This window comes from Salinivibrio siamensis (assembly GCF_001996005.1).
Taxonomy (GTDB): domain Bacteria; phylum Pseudomonadota; class Gammaproteobacteria; order Enterobacterales; family Vibrionaceae; genus Salinivibrio; species Salinivibrio siamensis.
On sequence record NZ_MUFB01000007.1, the window covers coordinates 58480 to 78614 of the forward strand.

The 20135-nt window shown below is 50.5% G+C and carries 19 protein-coding genes; 18 read left to right on the forward strand and 1 reads right to left on the reverse strand.

Translation table 11 applies throughout. The features are described 5' to 3' along the window. Positions 1-18: 18 nt before the first annotated feature. The 13 genes from BZG73_RS05280 (at position 19) to flgL (ending at position 12766) form a co-directional block, all read left to right on the forward strand. Positions 19-942: a chemotaxis protein CheV gene (locus tag BZG73_RS05280; protein WP_046074970.1), complete on the forward strand. Its 924-nt coding sequence runs from the start codon at positions 19-21 to the stop codon at positions 940-942. A gap of 26 nt (positions 943-968) precedes the next feature. Beyond that, the gene (locus BZG73_RS05285) at positions 969-1796 is read left to right on the forward strand and encodes a protein-glutamate O-methyltransferase (RefSeq protein WP_046074969.1); all 828 of its coding nucleotides are present in this window, start codon (positions 969-971) and stop codon (positions 1794-1796) included. A gap of 186 nt (positions 1797-1982) precedes the next feature. Beyond that, positions 1983-2378 carry a flagellar basal body rod protein FlgB gene (gene flgB / locus BZG73_RS05290; RefSeq protein WP_046074968.1) on the forward strand — a complete coding sequence of 132 codons (396 nt, stop codon included), beginning with the start codon at positions 1983-1985 and terminating at the stop codon, positions 2376-2378. 3 nt (positions 2379-2381) lie between these two features. Then, positions 2382-2795, forward strand: a complete 414-nt coding sequence (gene flgC / locus BZG73_RS05295; protein ID WP_046074967.1) for a flagellar basal body rod protein FlgC — start codon at positions 2382-2384, stop codon at positions 2793-2795. 14 nt (positions 2796-2809) lie between these two features. Continuing rightward, positions 2810-3553, forward strand: coding sequence for a flagellar hook assembly protein FlgD (flgD, locus tag BZG73_RS05300; RefSeq protein ID WP_046074966.1), 744 nt, complete (start codon positions 2810-2812; stop codon positions 3551-3553). Between the two features lie 24 nt (positions 3554-3577). Continuing rightward, positions 3578-4891 carry a flagellar hook protein FlgE gene (gene flgE / locus BZG73_RS05305; protein ID WP_046074965.1) on the forward strand — a complete coding sequence of 438 codons (1314 nt, stop codon included), beginning with the start codon at positions 3578-3580 and terminating at the stop codon, positions 4889-4891. Between the two features lie 174 nt (positions 4892-5065). Beyond that, positions 5066-5815 (forward strand): flagellar basal-body rod protein FlgF, encoded by a 750-nt coding sequence (gene flgF / locus BZG73_RS05310; RefSeq protein WP_046074964.1) that lies wholly within the window; start codon positions 5066-5068, stop codon positions 5813-5815. 22 nt (positions 5816-5837) lie between these two features. Further along, positions 5838-6626, forward strand: a complete 789-nt coding sequence (gene flgG, locus BZG73_RS05315; RefSeq protein ID WP_046074963.1) for a flagellar basal-body rod protein FlgG — start codon at positions 5838-5840, stop codon at positions 6624-6626. Between the two features lie 20 nt (positions 6627-6646). Continuing rightward, positions 6647-7441, forward strand: coding sequence for a flagellar basal body L-ring protein FlgH (locus BZG73_RS05320; protein WP_101494468.1), 795 nt, complete (start codon positions 6647-6649; stop codon positions 7439-7441). A gap of 58 nt (positions 7442-7499) precedes the next feature. Next, entirely contained in the window at positions 7500-8555 is a 1056-nt protein-coding gene (locus BZG73_RS05325; protein ID WP_369795706.1) for a flagellar basal body P-ring protein FlgI, read from the forward strand. 8 nt (positions 8556-8563) lie between these two features. Continuing rightward, positions 8564-9514 (forward strand): flagellar assembly peptidoglycan hydrolase FlgJ, encoded by a 951-nt coding sequence (gene flgJ / locus BZG73_RS05330; RefSeq protein WP_077667771.1) that lies wholly within the window; start codon positions 8564-8566, stop codon positions 9512-9514. A 169-nt stretch (positions 9515-9683) separates the two neighbouring features. Further along, complete coding sequence (flgK, locus tag BZG73_RS05335) at positions 9684-11561, forward strand: flagellar hook-associated protein FlgK (RefSeq protein WP_077667772.1); 1878 nt, start codon at positions 9684-9686, stop codon at positions 11559-11561. Between the two features lie 11 nt (positions 11562-11572). Next, positions 11573-12766 (forward strand): flagellar hook-associated protein FlgL, encoded by a 1194-nt coding sequence (gene flgL, locus BZG73_RS05340; RefSeq protein WP_046074959.1) that lies wholly within the window; start codon positions 11573-11575, stop codon positions 12764-12766. Positions 12767-12872: 106 nt separating this feature from the next. Here the strand turns inward: flgL and BZG73_RS05345 are convergent, their stop codons facing one another. Continuing rightward, the gene (locus BZG73_RS05345) at positions 12873-14975 is read right to left on the reverse strand and encodes a tetratricopeptide repeat protein (protein WP_077667773.1); all 2103 of its coding nucleotides are present in this window, start codon (positions 14973-14975) and stop codon (positions 12873-12875) included. 445 nt (positions 14976-15420) lie between these two features. On the opposite strand from BZG73_RS05345, the gene BZG73_RS05350 reads away from it, so the two are divergent. From BZG73_RS05350 to BZG73_RS05370, 5 genes are all read left to right on the forward strand, one after another. Beyond that, positions 15421-16563 (forward strand): flagellin, encoded by a 1143-nt coding sequence (locus tag BZG73_RS05350; RefSeq protein WP_046074957.1) that lies wholly within the window; start codon positions 15421-15423, stop codon positions 16561-16563. A 268-nt stretch (positions 16564-16831) separates the two neighbouring features. Next, positions 16832-17956 carry a flagellin gene (locus tag BZG73_RS05355; protein ID WP_077578001.1) on the forward strand — a complete coding sequence of 375 codons (1125 nt, stop codon included), beginning with the start codon at positions 16832-16834 and terminating at the stop codon, positions 17954-17956. 56 nt (positions 17957-18012) lie between these two features. Continuing rightward, a complete protein-coding gene (locus BZG73_RS05360) occupies positions 18013-18441 on the forward strand; it encodes a flagellar protein FlaG (RefSeq protein ID WP_046074955.1) in 429 nt (142 codons plus the stop codon). Between the two features lie 18 nt (positions 18442-18459). Further along, entirely contained in the window at positions 18460-19818 is a 1359-nt protein-coding gene (gene fliD / locus BZG73_RS05365; protein ID WP_046074954.1) for a flagellar filament capping protein FliD, read from the forward strand. Beyond that, positions 19818-20123 (forward strand): hypothetical protein, encoded by a 306-nt coding sequence (locus tag BZG73_RS05370; RefSeq protein ID WP_077606536.1) that lies wholly within the window; start codon positions 19818-19820, stop codon positions 20121-20123. The genes fliD and BZG73_RS05370 overlap by 1 nt, the downstream gene beginning before the upstream one ends. The last annotated feature ends 12 nt before the right edge of the window (positions 20124-20135 follow it).

The window sequence follows — 20135 nt, forward strand, 5'->3', positions numbered from 1 at the left end:
CAATATGGAGTTTATCTTATGACAGGTGGTGTTCTTGATTCGGTCAACCAGCGTACACAGCTGGTAGGACAAAACCGGTTAGAGCTGTTGACTTTCCGCCTGATGAGAAAACAGCGCTTTGGCATTAATGTTTTTAAAGTCAAAGAAGTGTTGCAGTGCCCACGGCTCACCGCAATGGCAAATTTGCATCCTTTGGTGAAAGGAGTGGCCCACATCCGCGGTCAAACCGTCTCTGTCATCGACATGAGCCTAGCAACTGGCGGGCCAGCTATTCCCGATCCAGAGAACCGCTTTGTGATTATTGCCGAGTTTAACCGTTCCATGCAGGGCTTTTTAGTCGGCTCGGTCGAGCGTATCGTCAATATGAACTGGGAAAAAATTCTTCCTCCCCCGCAAGGGACAGGGCGATCGCACTACCTCACCGCGGTCACCGAAATTGATAACGAGTTGGTGGAAGTGCTCGACGTTGAAAAAATTCTCAATGAAATCGCGCCCGTGAATGAAGATGTGAGTGAGGAAGTACTCTCGAAACGGCAAGAGCGGGAAGAAAGTGCGCCTAGCCAGGTGTTAGTGGCCGATGACTCCAGCGTCGCACGCCGTCAGGTGAAGCGCGCGGTTGAAAGCGTCGGGTATGACGTTATCTTGGTACAAGATGGCAAAGAAGCGTTAGAAAAACTGAAAGAAATGGCCGCCGAGGGAAGCATCTACAGTCAACTTGCCTTGGTGATATCCGATATCGAAATGCCTGAAATGGATGGGTATACCCTCACAACCGAGATTAGAAAAGATTCGAGTCTCAAGGATCTTCATGTAGTATTGCATTCATCATTGAGTGGGGTATTTAACGAGGCCATGGTTCAGCGTGTCGGGGCTAACTCGTTTATTGCGAAGTTCGACCCTGATGAATTGGGCTCTGCCGTACTCGAGGCGGTTAAGTCGTAACCCAACCAGAGCGATTGAGTTAATTAATGACAAATGTAGCAATCAGTGACCAAGAATATCGAGACTTTTGCAAACATCTCGAAGCCAAGTGTGGGATCGTACTGGGAGATAGCAAGCAGTATCTGGTACGTAGCCGCTTGAGCCCGCTGGTGAATAAATTTGGCTTGGGGTCGCTGTCAGAGTTGATAAAGTCAGTCACCACTGGACGTAATCGCGAGCTGGCAGTCGCTGCGATAGATGCGATGACCACCAATGAAACCTTATGGTTTCGCGATACTTATCCGTATGAAGTGCTGGCACATCGTTTGTTACCCGAGCTAGCCAAATCTCGTAAGCCGATAAAAATCTGGTCTTCAGCAAGCTCCTCAGGGCAGGAGCCCTACTCCATTGCCATGACGGTGGCGGAAACCCAGCAACGCAAACCTGGCATGCTTGGAAGCGTGAGTATCACCGCGACTGATATATCGACATCCATGCTGGAGGCGTGTCGCCAGGGGATATACGACAACTTGGCACTGGGACGCGGACTGTCGCCGGAACGTCGACGTACCTTTTTCGAGGACGTGGGAGATGGCAAAATGCGGGTGAAAGAAAATATCAAGCGCATGGTGACGTTCCGCCCGCAAAACTTGATGGAAAGCTATAGTCTGTTAGGCAAGTTCGACATCATTTTTTGTCGTAATGTACTGATCTACTTTTCACCTGATATGAAAGCCAAAGTGTTGAATCAGATGGCGGGGGCATTGAATCCTGGCGGTTACTTGATCTTGGGCGCGTCGGAGTCACTCACGGGGTTAACCGACAAGTTTGAAATGATCCGCTGTAACCCCGGCATTATCTATAAGCTTAAATAGCAGGCGGCAAAGCGGCACATGGTTTGCCGCTTTTTACATCTCTCTGCCGCTCTCTCACTTTTTATCGATAGACATTCCTGTCTCTCACCCCGCGTCCCACCTGAGCTGAAGACAAAAACAAGGCCTTGTTGAAAACTTGGCACCCTGTTTGCTTTATTACATGCAGTAAGAACTCGGAGGTTGTCCATGGCGATCACATTTGACAATGCACTTGGTGTGCACCAGCACACAGTTGGCGTTAGAGGCAAGCGGGCAGAAACCCTGTCTAGCAACATTGCGAATGCCAACACGCCAGGTTACAAGGCGCAAGACATCGACTTTCAACGCGCCTTAAAAGCGGCAACATCCGAGGCAAGTATTGGCCTAAGCCGCACCAATGAGCGGCACATTGCTGCCTCTAGCCAGGTGATGGGGGAAAAGAAATACCGTATCCCCACGCAACCAGACACTGGCGATGGCAACACGGTTGATGCGCAATTAGAAAAGAATTTGTTCATGCAGAACGCACTAGAATACCAAGCCTCACTGGACTTTCTTGGCTCTAAGTTCAAGAACATGAAGAAGGCATTGAATGGGAAATAATCGATGAGTTTGTTTAATATTTTTAACGTGTCGGGATCGGCGATGAGTGCCGAGTCAGTACGATTGAACACCACATCAAGCAACCTGGCCAATGCCAACTCGGTGAGCAGTTCTGCGGAAGAAACGTATCGAGCTCGGCATCCGATTTTCTCTGCGGAGCTTAACCGCTTCAAACAGCAAGGGGAAAGTGTGCCGGTCAACATTGACGGTATTGTGGAAAGCCAAAAGCCATTACGGGCGGAATATAACCCTGATCATCCGATGTCGAATGAAGAAGGGTATATCTTCAAACCGAACGTGAATGTCATGGAAGAAATGGCGAACATGATTTCGGCATCGCGGGCCTACCAGACCAACGTGCAGGTTGCCGATGCCAGTAAACAAATGCTGATGCGTACGCTTCAGATGGGGCAGTAATGTAGGAGGCGAAGATGGCCGGAATCGACGGTACAGGTTCGAGTAACGGACTGTCCTACATTGACCAGCTAAAGGCGCAGCAAGAGAAAAAACTGCAAGAGAGCCAAGATAGTACAACAGGCAAACAGGCACTCAAGCAAGAAGACTTTCTTTCTCTGCTCACCAAACAGCTGTCACAACAGGATCCGTTCAAACCTGTCGATAATGACAAGATGATCTCGCAGATGGCGTCTTTTGCGACGGTAGAAGGCATCGGCAAAATGAACAATCAGTTTGATACGTTCAACGAGTCGATTACTTCCAACCAAGCATTGCAAGCGTCATCCTTGGTCGGACGTGATGTCCTTGTGCCTGGATCGACAGGTGTTAAAGGAGAGACTGGCGGTGTGGCTGGTATGGTGAAGTTGCCGCGTGCGCTCGATAACGTCAGTGTCCGAGTTGAAAACGAACAAGGACAGCTATTACGAACGTTCAGTATGGGTGCCAAACCGCCGGGCGATCACCGTGTGGAATGGGATGGGCTCGACGATAACGGCAATCCTATGCCGGAAGGGACCTATAAGCTCAAAGTTAGCGGCTTGGTTGATGGCCAAACTCAAGAGTTTGATGTGTCGACCTATGCCAATGTAAACAGTGTCTTGCTGGGGAATGGCGATGGCAACGTGATGCTAAATCTTGCCGGCTTCTCCTCACCGTTTAAGCTTGCTGAAGTGCTAGAGGTCGGTAATGCCGACGTCGGAAATGTGACGAAAGGCTAACCGATTTATTAGGAGTGAAAAGCAATGGGTTTTAATATTGCGTTAAGTGGCCTTGGTGCGGCCCAGAAAGACATGAACACCACCAGTAACAACATCTCGAATGCCAATACGTATGGCTTTAAGGAGTCACGTGCTGAGTTTGGTGATGTCTACTCAACCTCCATCTTCTCTAATTCGAAGACCACGAACGGGACCGGTGTACAAACGTCGACCGTGGCACAACAGTTCCACGAAGGCTCGAGTATCTACACCAACAACCCGCTTGATTTGCGGATTAGCGGTAATGGTTTTTTCGGCGTGTCAAATGACAAGCTGCAAAACAACGATTACCACTTAACGCGCAACGGTGCCTTCCACCTTGATAAAAATAACGACATTATCAACTCTGAAGGCCAGTATCTGCTCGGTTATAATGTCGACCCTGATACTCAGCAGGTTTCGTCGTATGAGCCGCAGTCGCTCAACGTCCCGGATCAGTTTGGCCAGCCTCGTGCGTCACAAAATGTTGATATTGGCTTGAACTTGCCTGCCGGCGGGGAAGAGAAAGATCCCGCGCAGTTCAATTTTGAAGATCCAGAAACTTACAATAAGCAAACCTCTGCCACAGTCTATGACTCCCTCGGTCAGCCATATAAGTTGTCGACGTACTATGTAAAAGGCAACGATCCGGCGAACCCGAACAGCTGGTCAGTGTACTACACCATGACAGATCCTGAAGGCGAGAAGCCGGTGAATATCCAAGGGGGTAATTCAACCAATGCCGCTGGACAGGTTGGCCACACCATCGACTTTAACTCTGATGGCTCAGTGAACAATATCAATGGTGGTAACCCGATCGTGACCGATGCCCTAGGGCCTGCGGGGGCGGGATTGGAAATGAACGGCGCGAATGGTGATCAGCAGCTTACGCTCAACTTCGATAATCCGACCCAGTATGCGGCACCGTTTGAGATGCGAAAATTCACCGATGATGGCGCAACCACGGGGTATCTCACCAAAGTCGACATTGATCCTAAAGGCACTATCATGGCGACATACAGTAACGGTGAAAATGTCGCGCTAGGACGAGTGGCGATGGTGCGTGTTGCCAACCAGCAAGGCTTGGCACAAGTGGGCAATACGCAATGGGATGTGACGCAAGACTCGGGTGATCCCATTTTTGGTGAAGCCATGCAAGGCGCCTTCGGGCAGGTAAAAAGTGGCACGATCGAACAGTCCAATATCGATATGACCCAAGAGTTGGTTGATTTGATCACCGCGCAGCGAAATTTCCAAGCAAACTCGCGTGCCTTGGAAGTGAGCAACCAGATGCAACAAAATATCCTACAGATCCGCTAGCGATGATACGCCTTGCCGCTTAGTCATAGGGCGGCAAGGCTTTTCCATTCTCCCCCTTTTTTCTTTCTTTTTAACCACACCACATCCCTGTTAACGTACTGATATTGAACGATTTAAATTACTGGCACGCTCTTTGCTTTCTTCTCTGTAGAACGATTGTGGAGGCAACCAATTATGGATCGCTCGTTATACCTAGCCATGAGTGGCGCAAAGCAAGATATGCAGGCCATGCAACTGCGCGCCAATAACCTGGCCAATGTCAGCACCACAGGCTTTCGAGCAGATTTAGAGCAATCTCGCTCCATGCAGGCCTATGGTGAAGGACTACCCAGCCGTGTGTTTAACATGACTGAGCGACCTGGATACAGCTTTGAACAAGGTTCGACGATCACCACTGGCCGAAACCTCGATGTGGCGGTGCAAGGTGAAGGCTGGATGTCAGTGCTAGACAGCCAAGGGCAAGAAGGCTATACCCGTGCGGGCCATCTCAAAGTGGATCAAACCGGCTTACTCCAAAACAGTAATGGTAACCTCATTGTCGGAGAGAGTGGGGGCCCGATATTTATTCCCCTCCCTGCAGCCAAAATTGAAGTGGGCAAAGACGGCGGTGTCTCTGTACTCCCCCAAGGTGCGCCAGCTGATGCGATGGAAGTGGTGGATAGAATCAAACTGGTTCGCCCAGATAATCAAGATCTCTTTAAAGACAAAGACGGCGTGTTCAAACCCAAAGAGCCCGGCACTGTGTTTCCGGCCGATGCGGGTGTGACGTTGCAAACGGGCGCGTTAGAAGGCAGTAATGTCAACGCTGTGGGTGAGATGACTGGGTTAATCGACTTGCAACGTCATTTTGAAATGCAAGTGAAGTTAATGAAAACCGCGGAAAAAATGGACGAGTCGTCTTCATCGTTATTACGGCTTGGCTAAGGTTTATTAAGAGGAAGTAATTATGCATCCAGCATTATGGGTCAGTAAAACCGGACTTGATGCGCAGCAGACCAATATCTCGACGATTTCGAATAACCTAGCCAACGCATCCACGGTCGGGTTTAAAAAATCACGCGCGGTGTTTGAAGATCTCTTCTACCAGAACATCAACCAACCAGGTGGGCAATCCTCACAGAACACTGAGTTGCCAAGTGGATTGATGCTCGGTGCTGGTTCAAAAGTGGTGGCCACTCAGCGCGTGCACACCAATGGTAATGTGCAAACCACAGACAATGCCCTTGATATGATGATTGAAGGGGATGGCTTTTTCCAAGTATTACTGCCTGATGGCAACATCGGCTATCAGCGTAACGGCCAATTTACCCTGAATGACGAAGGCACGATAGTGACATCAGGTGCGGGCTATACGCTAGAGCCAGAAATTACTGTTCCTGAAGACGCGGTACAAATTACGGTCGGAACGGATGGTGAAGTGTCTGTGCGATTACGTGGTCAACAAGAGAACCAAGTACTCGGGCAAATAACCACGGTTGATTTTATTAACCCAGGTGGGTTGGAGCCTATCGGCCAGAATATTTACCTGCCCACTGGTGCGAGTGGTGATCCTCAAGAGGGGGTGCCTGGACTCGATGGGTTCGGTGAAGTGAAGCAATCGATGCTGGAAACCTCTAACGTGAATGTCACCGAAGAGCTGGTGAATATGATTGAGGCTCAGCGCGTCTACGAAATGAACTCCAAAGTGATCTCGTCGGTCGACCAGATGCTCAGCTACGTCAATCAGCAGCTGTAATAAGGGTTAAGGAGGCAATGATGACGGTGCAACGTATATTAATCCCAGGCCTTTTCCTTGCCACCTTGTTGGGGCTAGGTGGCTGTTCATTGCCGGGGCAACAAGACACAGGCAGTGATCTTGACCAAGCGACCTCGACCACCGACGCGGTCGAAGGGGACACCACACCGGACAGCGAAGGCTTGATTGGCTTATTGCGTCAACGTGAAGACCCCAAAGCGGATGATCCAGCGTGGTCGCCAATCCGGCCGCAACAAGCGCCCGAGCATTACGCCACGGCGACAGGATCCTTATTCAACGTGAATGACCAGCGTGACCTGTACGATGGTTCAAAACCACGTAGTCTGGGTGACATTGTGACCGTGATGCTGGAAGAAAACACCCAAGCGCAAAAAAGTGCCAGTTCTGACTTGGCTAAATCCAATGATCTCAGTATGGATCCCTTATCACTAGGCGGTGAGGAGATCACCATTGGTGAGCGAACACTGTCGTACGAGGTCAGTAACGACAACTCGGTAACCGGCTCCACCTCGGCGGATCAGAGCAACAGCCTGCAAGGCTCTATCTCTGTACAGGTGGTGGATGTACTCGCGAATGGGAATTTGATGGTACGCGGTGAAAAGTGGCTTACCTTGAATTCAGGGGATGAATATATCCGCCTCAGCGGTACAATTCGCCCGGCCGATATTGGCCCTGACAACACCATTGCTTCGACCCGTATTTCCAACGCTAGAATTCAGTATTCAGGGACAGGTGAGCGACAAGATACCCAAGAGCAAGGCTGGTTGGCACGATTCTTTAATGTCACCTTGTAGCCCTACAATGTGTCGGAGAGTTGACGTGAAAAAGTGGTTGTTATCGATAGTCTTGCTGATGGTGGCGATGCCAAGCCTCGCTGCGCGCATCAAAGATGTGGCGGAGGTCGCAGGGGTACGCAGTAACACCCTAACCGGCTATGGCTTGGTGGTGGGGTTACCCGGTACAGGTGAAAGCACGCCCTTTACCGATCAAAGCTTTAAGTCGATGCTGGAAAACTTTGGCATCCAATTGCCGCCAGATATCAATCCTCAATCAGCTAACATTGCCGCCGTTGCCGTCACCGCTGACTTGCCCGCGTTTGCTAAACAAGGTCAAAAACTTGACGTTACCGTGTCGTCGATTGGTTCGGCAGAGAGCTTACGTGGTGGCACCTTGTTACAAACTTTTCTCAAAGGCTTGGATGGTAATGTCTATGCGACCGCACAAGGAAACTTGATTGTAGGCGGTTTTAGCGCCACCGGTGCTGATGGCTCTCAGTTGGTGGGAAACACCCCAACCGTTGGACGGATCACTAATGGCGCGTCCGTTGAGCGGGAAGTTCCTAATCCTTTTGGTCGTGGTGATTACCTGACTTTCAACTTATTCCAATCCGACTTTACTACCGCACAGCGTATGGCGGATGCGGTTAATCGCTTTCTTGGTCCGTCAACCGCATCAGCTATGGATGCAACCTCAGTGAGAGTCAGAGCGCCGCGTGATGTTAGCCAGCGTGTGGCTTTCTTATCAACGGTAGAAAATATTGAGTTTCAGCCGGGTGATGCGGCAGCGAAAATAATCGTTAATTCTCGCACTGGCACGATTGTGGTCGGGCAAAATGTGCGCCTTCGCCCTGCGGCGATCACCCATGGTGGCATGACGGTCTCGATCCAAGAAGACTTCAATGTTGATCAGCCTAATCCATTAGGTGGCGGTGAAGCTGTGGTCACGCCTGATACCGAGATCAATGTTGAGGAAGAGCAAGGGCGGATGTTCCACTTTAAACCTGGCGTGACATTAGACGACTTAGTCCGCGCCGTGAATGGCGTTGGTGCTGCACCCTCCGATCTCATGGCGATTCTGCAAGCGCTGAAACAAGCTGGGGCCATTGATGGCCAATTGATAGTGATATAGGGCAACGCATGAAATCTCCTGTTGATAGTCAATTTGTACACGATATAAGCCAGCTCGACTCACTACGTCGCCAAGCCGTGAAAGGGGAAGAAGGGGATGAGCAAGCGGCGTTGCGTTCAGCCGCCGAGCAGTTCGAGTCCTTATTTACCCAGATGCTGTTCAAGTCAATGCGTGATGCCAATGAGGCGTTTGAGTCTGACTTAATCGACGATCGTACCTCGAAGTTTTATGAGCAGATGGCCGATGAACAAATGGCCAGTGAACTAAGCCGAGAGGGCTCACTGGGCCTCGCGGATATGATTGTTGAACAATTAGGCAAAGCGCAAGGCGACAGCCAGCCAGATATGAATGAWGCGGCTCGCGCGTCGGCGCAATCTTTGCCGTTGGATCAAAACCGTAGTCGAGAGGCAGCAGAAAAAGCGATTGCGGCGCTCGATAGTCAGTCTATCGCGCCGCCAGTCGCTAGCACCCCTGCGCCCCAACGTTCAGAAGGCTTCGATTCGCCTGATTCCTTTGTGAACACGCTGGCACCGCATGCTCGTCGCGCGGCTCGCGCGTTAGGCACGGATCCGGCGATTATTCTTGCTCAAGCAGCACTAGAAACCGGTTGGGGGAAAAAGGTTATCGCCAATGCCCGCGATAACAGTCATAACTTGTTTAATATAAAAGCGGATCAACGTTGGGGAGGCGATAAAGTCGCCACACAAACCCTGGAAGTGTATGACGGGATCCCGGTCAAAGAAACGGCAAGCTTTCGGTCRTACCCCTCCTATCAAGAGAGTTTTGACGATTTCGTCTCATTTTTGCGTGACAACCCGCGCTATGAGCAAGCTTTATCGCAATCTGCGCAACCTGAACAGTTTATTCGGGCGCTTCATCAAGCCGGATATGCCACCGATCCGGAATATGCCGATAAAGTCATTCGTGTGCTCGACCAAGTGCGTGGCATGATGGACTAAGGCGGCGGCAGGCAAGAGCTTGCCGTTTTTACTTCATCTTGCTTCAATTGTACTCTTGAACTCCTTAATACATTGTTTTAATGAGACAATAACTCAAATTCACTCCTTGGCTCAATTTTTGCTTAACCCCTAGTATCTCGTTTTAATTGCCGGGTTATTTGGAGGCACAATGGGCTTGGACCTGCTTTCCCTTGGGTCGCAAGGCGTACTGACTGCGCAGCGACAGCTGAATACAACAGGTCACAATATCTCTAACGTGAATACGGAGGGATATAGTCGTCAGTCGGTTGAGCAAAAAACCAATGATGTCCAGTTTTGGGGCGGCAATAACTACGGCACCGGTGTCCATGCCGCGGCAATACGCCGCAACTATGACAAGTTTGCGGTCAACGAGTTAAATGTCTCGACGTCAAACCTTTCTCATGCTGCTGCCCGCAATGAACAGCTTGGGCGGCTTGACGATATGATGGCGCATTCGGCCAAAAAAATACCCGAGAATATGAACGAATTTTATGGGGCGGTCAAAGGGCTGGCAGATAGCCCCAGCGACATGGGCGCTCGTAAAGTCGTGCTCGAGAAAGCGCGTATGGTCGCTTCTGGTATGAACGATGTTTATGGTGTGTTGCAGCAGCAATCAATTGATACGTCCTCGCAAATTGATGCCACCGTCAAACGAATGAATGACATTGGTCAAGAGTTGGTGGATGTGCATAAAGCCATACTGAAAACGCCCGCCGAAGCCAATGACTTGCTAGACCGGCATGACAAGCTGATCCGAGAGCTCTCTGAATATACCCAAGTGAGCGTAAACGCGCGAGAAGATGGGCTATTCAACGTGATTATCGGCAGTGGCCATATGTTGGTGTCTGGCATGAATAGCAGTGAATTGACCACCTTGCCGGGTAAGCCTGACCATCAAGAGCGTCGTTTGGCGTTGGTGGAAGGGAAGACAGTGAAAGCGATTTCTAATCAAGACATCCGCGGCAAACTCGGGGCATTGTTTGAATATCGTGATGATACCTTAGGACAAGCGCGAGACGAATTAGGTCGGATGGCCATTGGCTTCTCTCAATCTCTCAATGACTTACAGAGTCAGGGTTTTGATCTGAATGGGGAAGTGGGAAAGAATATTTTCACTGACTTTAACAATGACCGTATTGCCAGCGCCCGAGTGATCCAAAACGGCGACTCTACCGCTGACTTAAAAGTCTATATCGATGATCTTCAGCAGCTCAAACGGGGCGATTATCAACTGAAATTTGATGGCACCCAATATACCCTGACATCACCGGATGGAAAGCAATCGACGGTGACACCGAGTGGCACCCCGCCTAGTTTTAATGTCGATGGAATGCGAGTGCAAGTGGATGCCGGCTTGGCGGCCAATGAACGCGTATTGATTCGTCCCGCTCGCTCAGCGGCAGGGCAAATGCGTGTGACCATGGAGGATCCGGCAGATATCGCGGCGCAAAGTTATGTCAGTGCAAGCTCGGTGAGCCATGGCGACGGTGATGTGCGAATTCTACAAGCCGGTGGACAAAAAGAGTTTCAAGTGCGGATCTCCCCCGATGGCAGCCAATTTGCGGTGACCGACCCTAAGGGGCAAGTCTTGGTCGCGCCACAGGCCTACCCAACGGGTGGGCCGGTTGATGTCAATGGCACCATCATTGAGGTCAACGATAAAGCGGCACCGGATGATGTGCTGGCTATCAGCCTTATCCCGGCTGATGGTGACAATAGTAATCTTATCCGTATGCAGGAGCTGCAAACGGAAAAACTAATGGATAACGGTCGCTCGACGGTGCTCGATGTCTATGAGGGACTAAGTACCGATCTTGGGGTGCAAAAAGCCTCTTATGAGCGTCTGCAAGATGTGAGTATGGTTGAACACGATGCCGCAGAAAGTCGTGTGGCGGAAGTGTCTGGGGTGAACCTGGATGAAGAAGCGGCCAATATGATGAAGTTTCAGCGCGCGTACATGGCGGCGTCACGGATTATGACCGCCGCTAACGAAACATTTGACTCTCTGCTCAATGCAACGCGATAAGGTAGGACAGTATGATTAGTCGTATTGCCAGCTTTCACAATTACCAGTCGGTCTCCAACGACATTATGCGTCAGAATGTGAAGGTGCAGGATAACCAAGAGCAGATGGCGACGGGGAAACGTGTTATTACATCCGGTGATGATCCGGTGTCGTCTATCTACATTCAAAACTTTCGCCAGCAAGATGAGCAGATTGACCAATTTATTGACTCGATAACGTTAGCGAGAAACCGACAAACTCGCGAAGAAATCGCGATTGATGAGTCCGAACAGCTCATGGACGGCGCGAAACGCAAAGTGATGGCGATGATCAACGGCTCGTTATCGGTGGAAGATCGCACCGCGCATCGGCAAGATTTGCAAGGGATGTTTGATAACTTTATGGACTTGGTGAACACCAAGGATGAGTCAGGCAATTTCTTGTTTTCTGGTACCCAAACCAGTACGCAGCCTTTTTATCGTGATAGCCAAGGCAACGTGCGTTATGCGGGGGATAGTTACTTTCGTACGGCCCAAGTAGCCCCAGCGGTAGAAGTGCCGACGTCTGATCCAGGCGATAAACTGTTTATGGAAATTGATAACCCTTTTGGTGATTATCAGCCTGAATACGATCTTGAAGACGGGTCTTTACTGCTGATGGCGAAAGCGGAAAATACCAATGATGCGGATACCTCTAACTATTCGGTGTCTTTTGACGTTAATGCGAGTGGAGACACCACCTACTCGTTGATGCAAGATGGTACTGAGGTCAGTGCCGGGCTCTATGATCCTCAAAACGGCGTTGAGTGGAACACGCTGAAAATGACTTTCGAGGGTGAGATGAAGCCAGGTGATACCATTAACCTTGAAAGGCAAGACAGTTTTAACGTTTTTGATTCGTTTAAAAATGGTGCCGCGCTGTCTTATGCCGATATTGACGATGCGTCTGCCACAGCAGAACTCCACCAAGTGACCGAACAGTTTGCAGCAGCCTTCAAGCATTTGAACAAGGCTCGTTCAGAAGTGGGAACACGACTGACCACCTTAGATAGGCAAGAAAGTATGCACAAAGACTTCAAGTTGGTACTCAACCGCTCACTGGGCACCATGGAAGACCTGGACTATACCCAGGCGGCCATCGATATGAACGAGGACATGCTCGCGCTGCAAGCGTCCCAACAGGCCTTTGCCAAAACGAAAGATCTCTCGCTGTTTAATTATATCTAACCCAAAGCGTAAGCCTTTGGTGGCCACAAGATGCCGAGGATAAGAGAAAAACGGGGTCGCATCAGCGGCCCCGTTTTGTATCCGTTTAGACTTGCAGTCTCATCCTTTAGGGGCAGAGGTCACTCACCATACGGTGTGCCATGGCATCGAGCAAGGGTTGCTTATCTTTGAGCATGGGCGGATAACTGAACGCGTACTCATGGTTCCCCGGCATCGCGTCAGGGGTTTGCATATCACTGTGCTGATGGCCGGCAAAAAACACATAACATGGGGTGCCAACGGCGACGGTCAGCCTGTGTACCGCTGTCCCTGCGGTAAACACACCAGACAATTGTTTGATTGTGTGCGCCGTCCCCATAAAGTCATTTTTAAGATCCAGTCCCGGCAAGGAGACGATCTCGATCCCCGTTTGTTTCTTTATTTTACTGAGTTCTTTATCACACTCGCCATATTGCAAATTGACAAACTGGGCATTGGGGCAAAGCTGGCGCATGGTTTTTATCCAGCCAGCCAATTCATCCGCGACCAAATAGTGAATATTACGGGTGGCGGCGGCGAGGCCACTTCGCCAACACACGCCAAACACGGGCCCGTGTTGATGTAGCTCGGCTAACGGGGCGATCCAAGGCGCATCGGCGGCGACATCTGGGACAATGTAGGTTTGGTGATACAAATGGCGCCCAAAGTGTTGGTAGCTCAGGCCCGCCAACGAGCCACCGGCAATCCAACTATCAATATCGGCTAGGACATGCTCTGGCACAAAAATGTCTTTCCCGTCAGTACGAGAAATGGGCACAATTTCCGTGCTGGGGAAAGCTTGGCGTAGTAGGGGCTCTAAGCGGGGATCACAGCCGACATACACTTTCCGAGCGCGTTCAACCACCATGGCAACATTGTGAAAATAAGCCAGTTCATCCCCAACCCCTTGCTCGGGCATGATAAGCACGGCATCGGTTTTTGGCCGAGATAAATCCCAACGGGGTAAGTTGCCGTGATATTTGAGGCGGCGACCGCATTCAATCCCAGCTTCATTGGCTTGGTAGAATTTCTCCCAGGCCATTTGCGTACGATAGACAAACGCCAGGTTAAATCGCAGTGCCTGATCATCCGGCTGCGCCGATAGCAATGCTTCTAGACGATGCTGTGCTTGCTCAATATCGCCCATATACCAATCAAGCTCGCCCAGTTGTGCTTGTAACGTATTGGCTTGCTTATCCTTGACATGATTGAGTGCCTTGAGGTGGATCTGGTAGCAATCGGTTAATTTATCTTGGGTAAATTGATGGTGCTGCTTGAGCAGTTCGAAGGTCGCACGGGCATAGGCATAGTGTAATTCACCGCGCTCAGGTTCATCACGCAAACATTGTTTGGCCAGTTTACTTGCTTCTAGCCAGTTAGCTTCATTGAGATAAACCACCAGGAGTTGACGCAAAAATGCCGTGTCTTGCGTTTGCTTATAGGTCGTTAAACAGCGCTGGCGCGCGCTGGCATACTCCCCCAGTCCGGCTTCTGCGCGGATGAGTAGCAGTTGCCAAACTGGATGAGCCTGTGCTTTTGCACTGCCACGTAGTAGCAATTGTTGTGCTTTGCCGAACGCTTTCTGATCCAATGCTTGTTGCGCCAATGCCATCAGCGCCGGTGGGTAATCCGGCTCCAGCGTGAGTATGGTTTGGTAAAGCTGCTCAGCTTGGTCACTATGCCCATCAGCGACCAAATCAGCCGCCACTGACAAGGTTTTGTTAATTTCATCGGCCAGCCCTTGGTTTTTTAGCTGGTGGAGCTCGTCACGCAAAGCATGCGTTCGACGACTTTCTCCCTGTAGGCCGAGCTTGGCCGTTAACTGCTCACGCAAATTAAGGATGTCTTGGTTCGTCGGAGCGGCGGCAAACAATGTCTCAACAAGTTCCATGGCCGCGTGATTATGCCCTTGTTGCGTCAATAGCTGTGCCTTATCGAACAACAAAGACAGATCGTTAGGGGCATGCTCAAGCGCGTGGTCAAGGTGAGCCATTGCTTGCGTGTGTTGCCCCGCTTCCGCATCCAATACGGCCAGCACTTGCCGCACTTGCACGGTATCGGGTGCGTGGCTCAGTATTTGCTCGAACACTTGCCGCGCGTCGGTTTTCTTCCCCTCTTGGTAAAGACGAATCCCGAGCTGGAAGGCGTCATCCAGCGTCATATTAGTGTGGCCGTCATTGTCTTGCGTCATCGGTTACATCGTCCTGTTATCCGTGAGAGCCTCGCGTATTACCGCAAGAGGCTGGCGAGCATCGATAAGCCAATAATTTAGCAAAAAATATGCCTCGCGTCCGGCTGTTGAGCGAAGTTGGCCGCTAACTTGCAGGCTAACGCTCACATAGACGGCAAAAAGCTAGGCGAGGCATTGCCGCACCTTGCCGCCAAGCACAGAAAAGCGGCAGTGTTTTTTGAATCAATTTTGGCTGTCAGGACAACGAAAAGCATTTAAGATTATGATTTTTAATGATTTATAAAAGTTGGCACACATATTGTATTTATTCGAACAAGCGGCCAGTTTTTGAACGGGCTGATTTTGAAACTGATTAACAAGCTGTTCCCGCAGCACCGCCAAACACAGTGCAACACGTCGCGGGTAGGCTGTTTCGCAAAGCAAGCGAAAGTCAAAGGAGAGCAAAATGGGTGTAACAGTTAACACCAACGTGTCTGCGATGACTGCGCAGCGTTACCTGAATAAAGCGACCGATGAGTTGAATAATTCAATGGAACGTCTGTCGTCAGGTAGCCGAATTAACAGTGCTAAAGACGACGCGGCGGGTTTGCAGATCTCTAACCGTTTGGTTGCCCAAACACGAGGCCTTGATGTGGCAATGCGAAACGCCAATGATGGTATTTCTATTGCGCAGACTGCCGAAGGGGCAATGCAGGAATCGACCAACATTTTGCAGCGTATGCGGGATCTTTCCCTCCAGTCTGCAAACGGTGCCAATGGTAAATCTGAGCGTGTCGCTATCCAAGAAGAGGTAGAAGCACTGAAAGATGAGCTTAACCGGATTGCTGAAACCACGGCGTTTGGTGGCCGTCGATTGCTTAATGGCTCGTTTGGTGAAGCCTCGTTCCAAATTGGTGCGGATGCCGGTGAGGCGATCATCATGGGACTATCGAGTATTCGCGCTGATGATTTCCGCATGGGTGGGGTCGAGTTCACGGGTACTCAGCCAAAATCGGCAGGGTGGGAAGTCGATCCTGCGGCGGCAACGTTGCAGCTGCAGTTTACTACTAAAGATGGCCAAAACGTGAGCATGGCCATCGCCGCGAAAGCGGGTGATGATGTCGAGGAGCTGGCCAGTTACATTAATGGTCAGTCTGGCGAAATGTTAACCGCCTCAGTCGATGAAGAGGGTCAACTTCAAGTCTTTATCGAAGAGCACAAAGTTGAAGGTGCGGTGACCTTTGGTGGCGGACTGGCGACCTCGTTGGGGATGGTGTCTGGCAATGGTGATTTGGTCACCGCCGCCGACCTCGATGTGTCGGATGTTGGTGGCGCGCAAATGGCCGTTGGGGTGATTGATTCGGCTATGCGCTATATTGACAGCCAACGTGCGGACTTGGGTGCCAAGCAAAACCGACTCAGCCACACCATTAGCAACTTGTCGAATATTCAGGAAAACGTGGCGGCATCGAATAGCCGGATCCGCGATACCGACTTTGCCCGAGAGACCACGGCAATGACCAAAGGGCAGATCTTGCAGCAGGCGGGCACCTCCATGTTGGCGCAAGCGAAACAGATGCCACAAGCGGCACTGAACCTTCTGCAATAATTCTCTTCATATCAACACACTAAAAGCGGCAATGGGTTGCCGCTTTTTTTTGTGCCATTTTTTCGCAAAATCTTGCTAAAGATATTTCTCCTTTGGGCGTTAACCTTCATAGCGCCTTACGGCAGTGGTGTAAATGCACCGCCAAGCACCGACAAAAAAAGCTAAAGCTTTCTCAACGTGCGCCGCTAAATGGGTTGTGAACAATTTTGATACTGGTTTTCCCTGGTCAGCTGGGCGAAGCCGGACCTAGAACCAAAGGAGAATAGTTATGGCTATTACTGTTAACACTAACGTCCCTGCGATGACTGCTCAGCGTTATTTGAATAACTCAACGGATGCGCTGAACAACTCGATGGAGCGTTTGTCATCCGGTTCTCGCATTAACAGTGCTAAAGACGACGCGGCAGGCCTTCAGATTTCTAACCGTTTGATGGCACAAAGCAGTGGTTTGGGCGTGGCTGTACGAAATGCGAATGACGGCATCTCAATGGCGCAAACCGCTGAAGGTGCGATGGAAGAGTCAAGCAACATCTTGCAACGTATGCGTGACTTGTCACTGCAATCAGCTAACGGTGCGAACGGTGATTCTGAACGTGCTGCAATCCAAGAAGAGGTTGTTGCGCTGAAAGACGAACTGAACCGTATCGCAGAAACCACCTCGTTTGGTGGGGCGAAACTGCTTAACGGTACCTTCGGTACGCGCTCTTTCCAAGTGGGTGCAGACGCCGGTGAAGCTGTGATGATGGAGTTTAAAAACATCCGTGCAGACCACAGTGAAATGGGTGGGGCAAGCTTTACGGCGGCTAACGCAAAATCAGCAGGTTGGACGGCGACTGCCGGTGCCACCATGGCAATCAATATCACTAACGCTGACGGCACGTCTACGTCTATCAACGTGACGGCCAAAGGCGGAGATGATATTGAAGAGATCGCTACTTACATCAATGGTCAATCTCAAGACAAGCTGAGCGCGTCTGTGACTGAAGATGGCGAGCTGCAAATCGTAACCGGTGCTGGATCAGATGCGACCTTCACCGGCGCCTTGGCAACATCGCTAGCCATGGGTACCAAAGTAGATGAAACCATTAAAGATGTTGATGTTTCGTCTATGGGTGGTGCGCAAAAAGCCGTGGGTATGATTGATAATGCAATGCAGTTTATCGACTCTCACCGTGCGGAATTGGGTGCGAAGCAAAACCGCTTGAGCCACACCATTGCCAACTTGGATAACGTTAATGAAAACGTCTCGGCCTCTAACAGCCGTATCCGTGATGTTGACTTTGCCAAAGAAACAACCAACTTGACCAAGTCACAAATCTTGCAGCAATCTGGTACCTCTATTTTGGCGCAAGCCAAGCAGGCACCACAAGCCGCACTGAGCTTGCTCGGTTAAACCATTCACGAGTGGCGGCCTAATCGCCGCCGCTACGTTTTGGGAGGTGAATAACGATGGACATTTCATCCGTTACAAATTCATCCCTGCCGCACTCAGTACACTCTGATGGCACAAAGGTTGCTAGAGATGTAAGAGTTGGAAAAGTACGCCCAGATCCGGTCAGCCAGCACCAGCAGGCAGAGCGTCGTGAGGCGAGAGAGTCAATGCAACAACGCCGTGTAGAGCAGTCACAGCGCATTGAGGAAAATCGTCAGCTACAACGCAAACAACTGGAGAAGTTGGTAGAGCGGCTCGATGAGTTTATGTCCGACTTTAACAAGGGGCTCGCATTCCGTTTGGATGAAGACACAGGACGCAGTGTGATCACCGTTTATGAAATGAACAGTGGCGACATCATCCGTCAGATCCCAGAGCAGGAAATGTTAGAGCTTGCTAAGCAATTGTCGCAACACGCGCGAGGGCTTGTCACAGAAAAGGTATAACGAGGTGAGAGAGTCGTTATGAGTGTTAAGGCAGCAGGCATGGGCGGTGGCATGGATATCAACTCCATGGTCACTAAAATCGTGGATGCTGAGCGTGCACCCAAACAAGAGCGTATCGTCAAACGCATGAATGATGTCGAAACCGACATCAGTGCGTTTGGCCGCTTAAAAGAATCTCTCGATAAACTCAAAACCCAAATGTACGATTTTCGTCGCAATGAAGGTTTTGCGGCGAGAACCACATCAGTTAGCAATCCAGACGCACTTGGCGCCAGCGCGACGCCAGATGCCATCCCCGGTCGTTATCAAATCGATGTTCAGCAACTCGCGGGTGCACACAAGCTTGTGTCACCGGGCGTTGATGCTGATGCGTCTTTAGGTAGTGGCAAGCTCACCATTACCATGGGTAATCGCACCAGCGTGATTGATGTTCCCCAAGGCAAAGACAGCTTGGCAGACATCGTGCGTGCGATTAATAGCGATCCGAAAAACCCCGGTGTACAAGCGTCGCTTATCCAAGATGATAGCGGCGCACGCATGGTGTTGAATGGCAATAAAACGGGGGCGGATAATCAGGTGGAAGTCAGTGTTGATGCGCAAGTGGGGAGTGCGCTTCATCAGTTAGGCTTCAAAGCGGGACAAGCCAATAACGGCATGGCACAAATGCAAGCTGCACAAGATGCCAAGATACTGATTGATGGTATCGCGTCAGTCTCCAGTGCCACGAACACCTTTGATAATGCCATCGAAGGCGTATCACTGGAAGTCGCGCAAACCAGTGATAAGCCGTTGGCACTCGCCGTTGAACATGACCGAGAGTCTGTACGTTCGACCATTACGTCGTTCGTCGATAATTACAATGCGTTTTTCCGTGTCTCGCAAGCGGTCAGTAAGTATGACCCTGAAACCCAGCAAGGTGGCCCTTTGGTGGGGGAAAGTGTCATTCGAACGGCAACCAGTCGATTGCGCAATCTTTTCTCGTCACCGATTGAGCAAGCCCCGGAGGGAATGAAAACCCTGAGCGAGCTTGGTGTCACTACCACTATGGACGGTCGTCTAGAAGTCGATAACAAGGTGCTTGATCGGCAACTGCGTCAAAACTTTAACGCATTGGAAGGTTTTTTTGGTGGTAATGATGGCTTTGCGCGTCAGCTTGAACAAGTCGTCGGCGGCTTTACCGGCGCGGGTGGTGCGATCAGTAATCGTGAAAGCACATTGTCAGAGCAAAAACTTCGCCTTCGTGATGACCAACGAGAGTTAGACCGCCGCATGGAAAACTTAGAGTCGCGCACCATGCAGCGCTTTTCTGCGATGGAAGAAGCCACCTCGCAAATGCGTTCACAGTTACAAGCTATGCAAAACATTATGCCGGGTTAATGATGACCCAGGTATCCGAATGGCTCGACGCACTCGAGCAGATTGATGAAGCAATTGCGCAGCAATTGAACATGAGTGACATTGATTCAGAAAAACTGGCTCAGCAATTGCATGACAGACAAGCGTTGCTTGAGCAGATTGCAGCGTCGCCACAAGCGCCGAATCAACAGCAATGGTCTCAGGCGTTAGCAAGAACAGAAACGCTCATTGATGCACTCGAGGGGCAGAAAGCCGATGCTGCCAAGCGCTTGTTACAGCAGCGCAAGGGGAAGCAGTCTGTGCAGCTGTATAAGAAATTTCAATAAGTGAGGAAGACT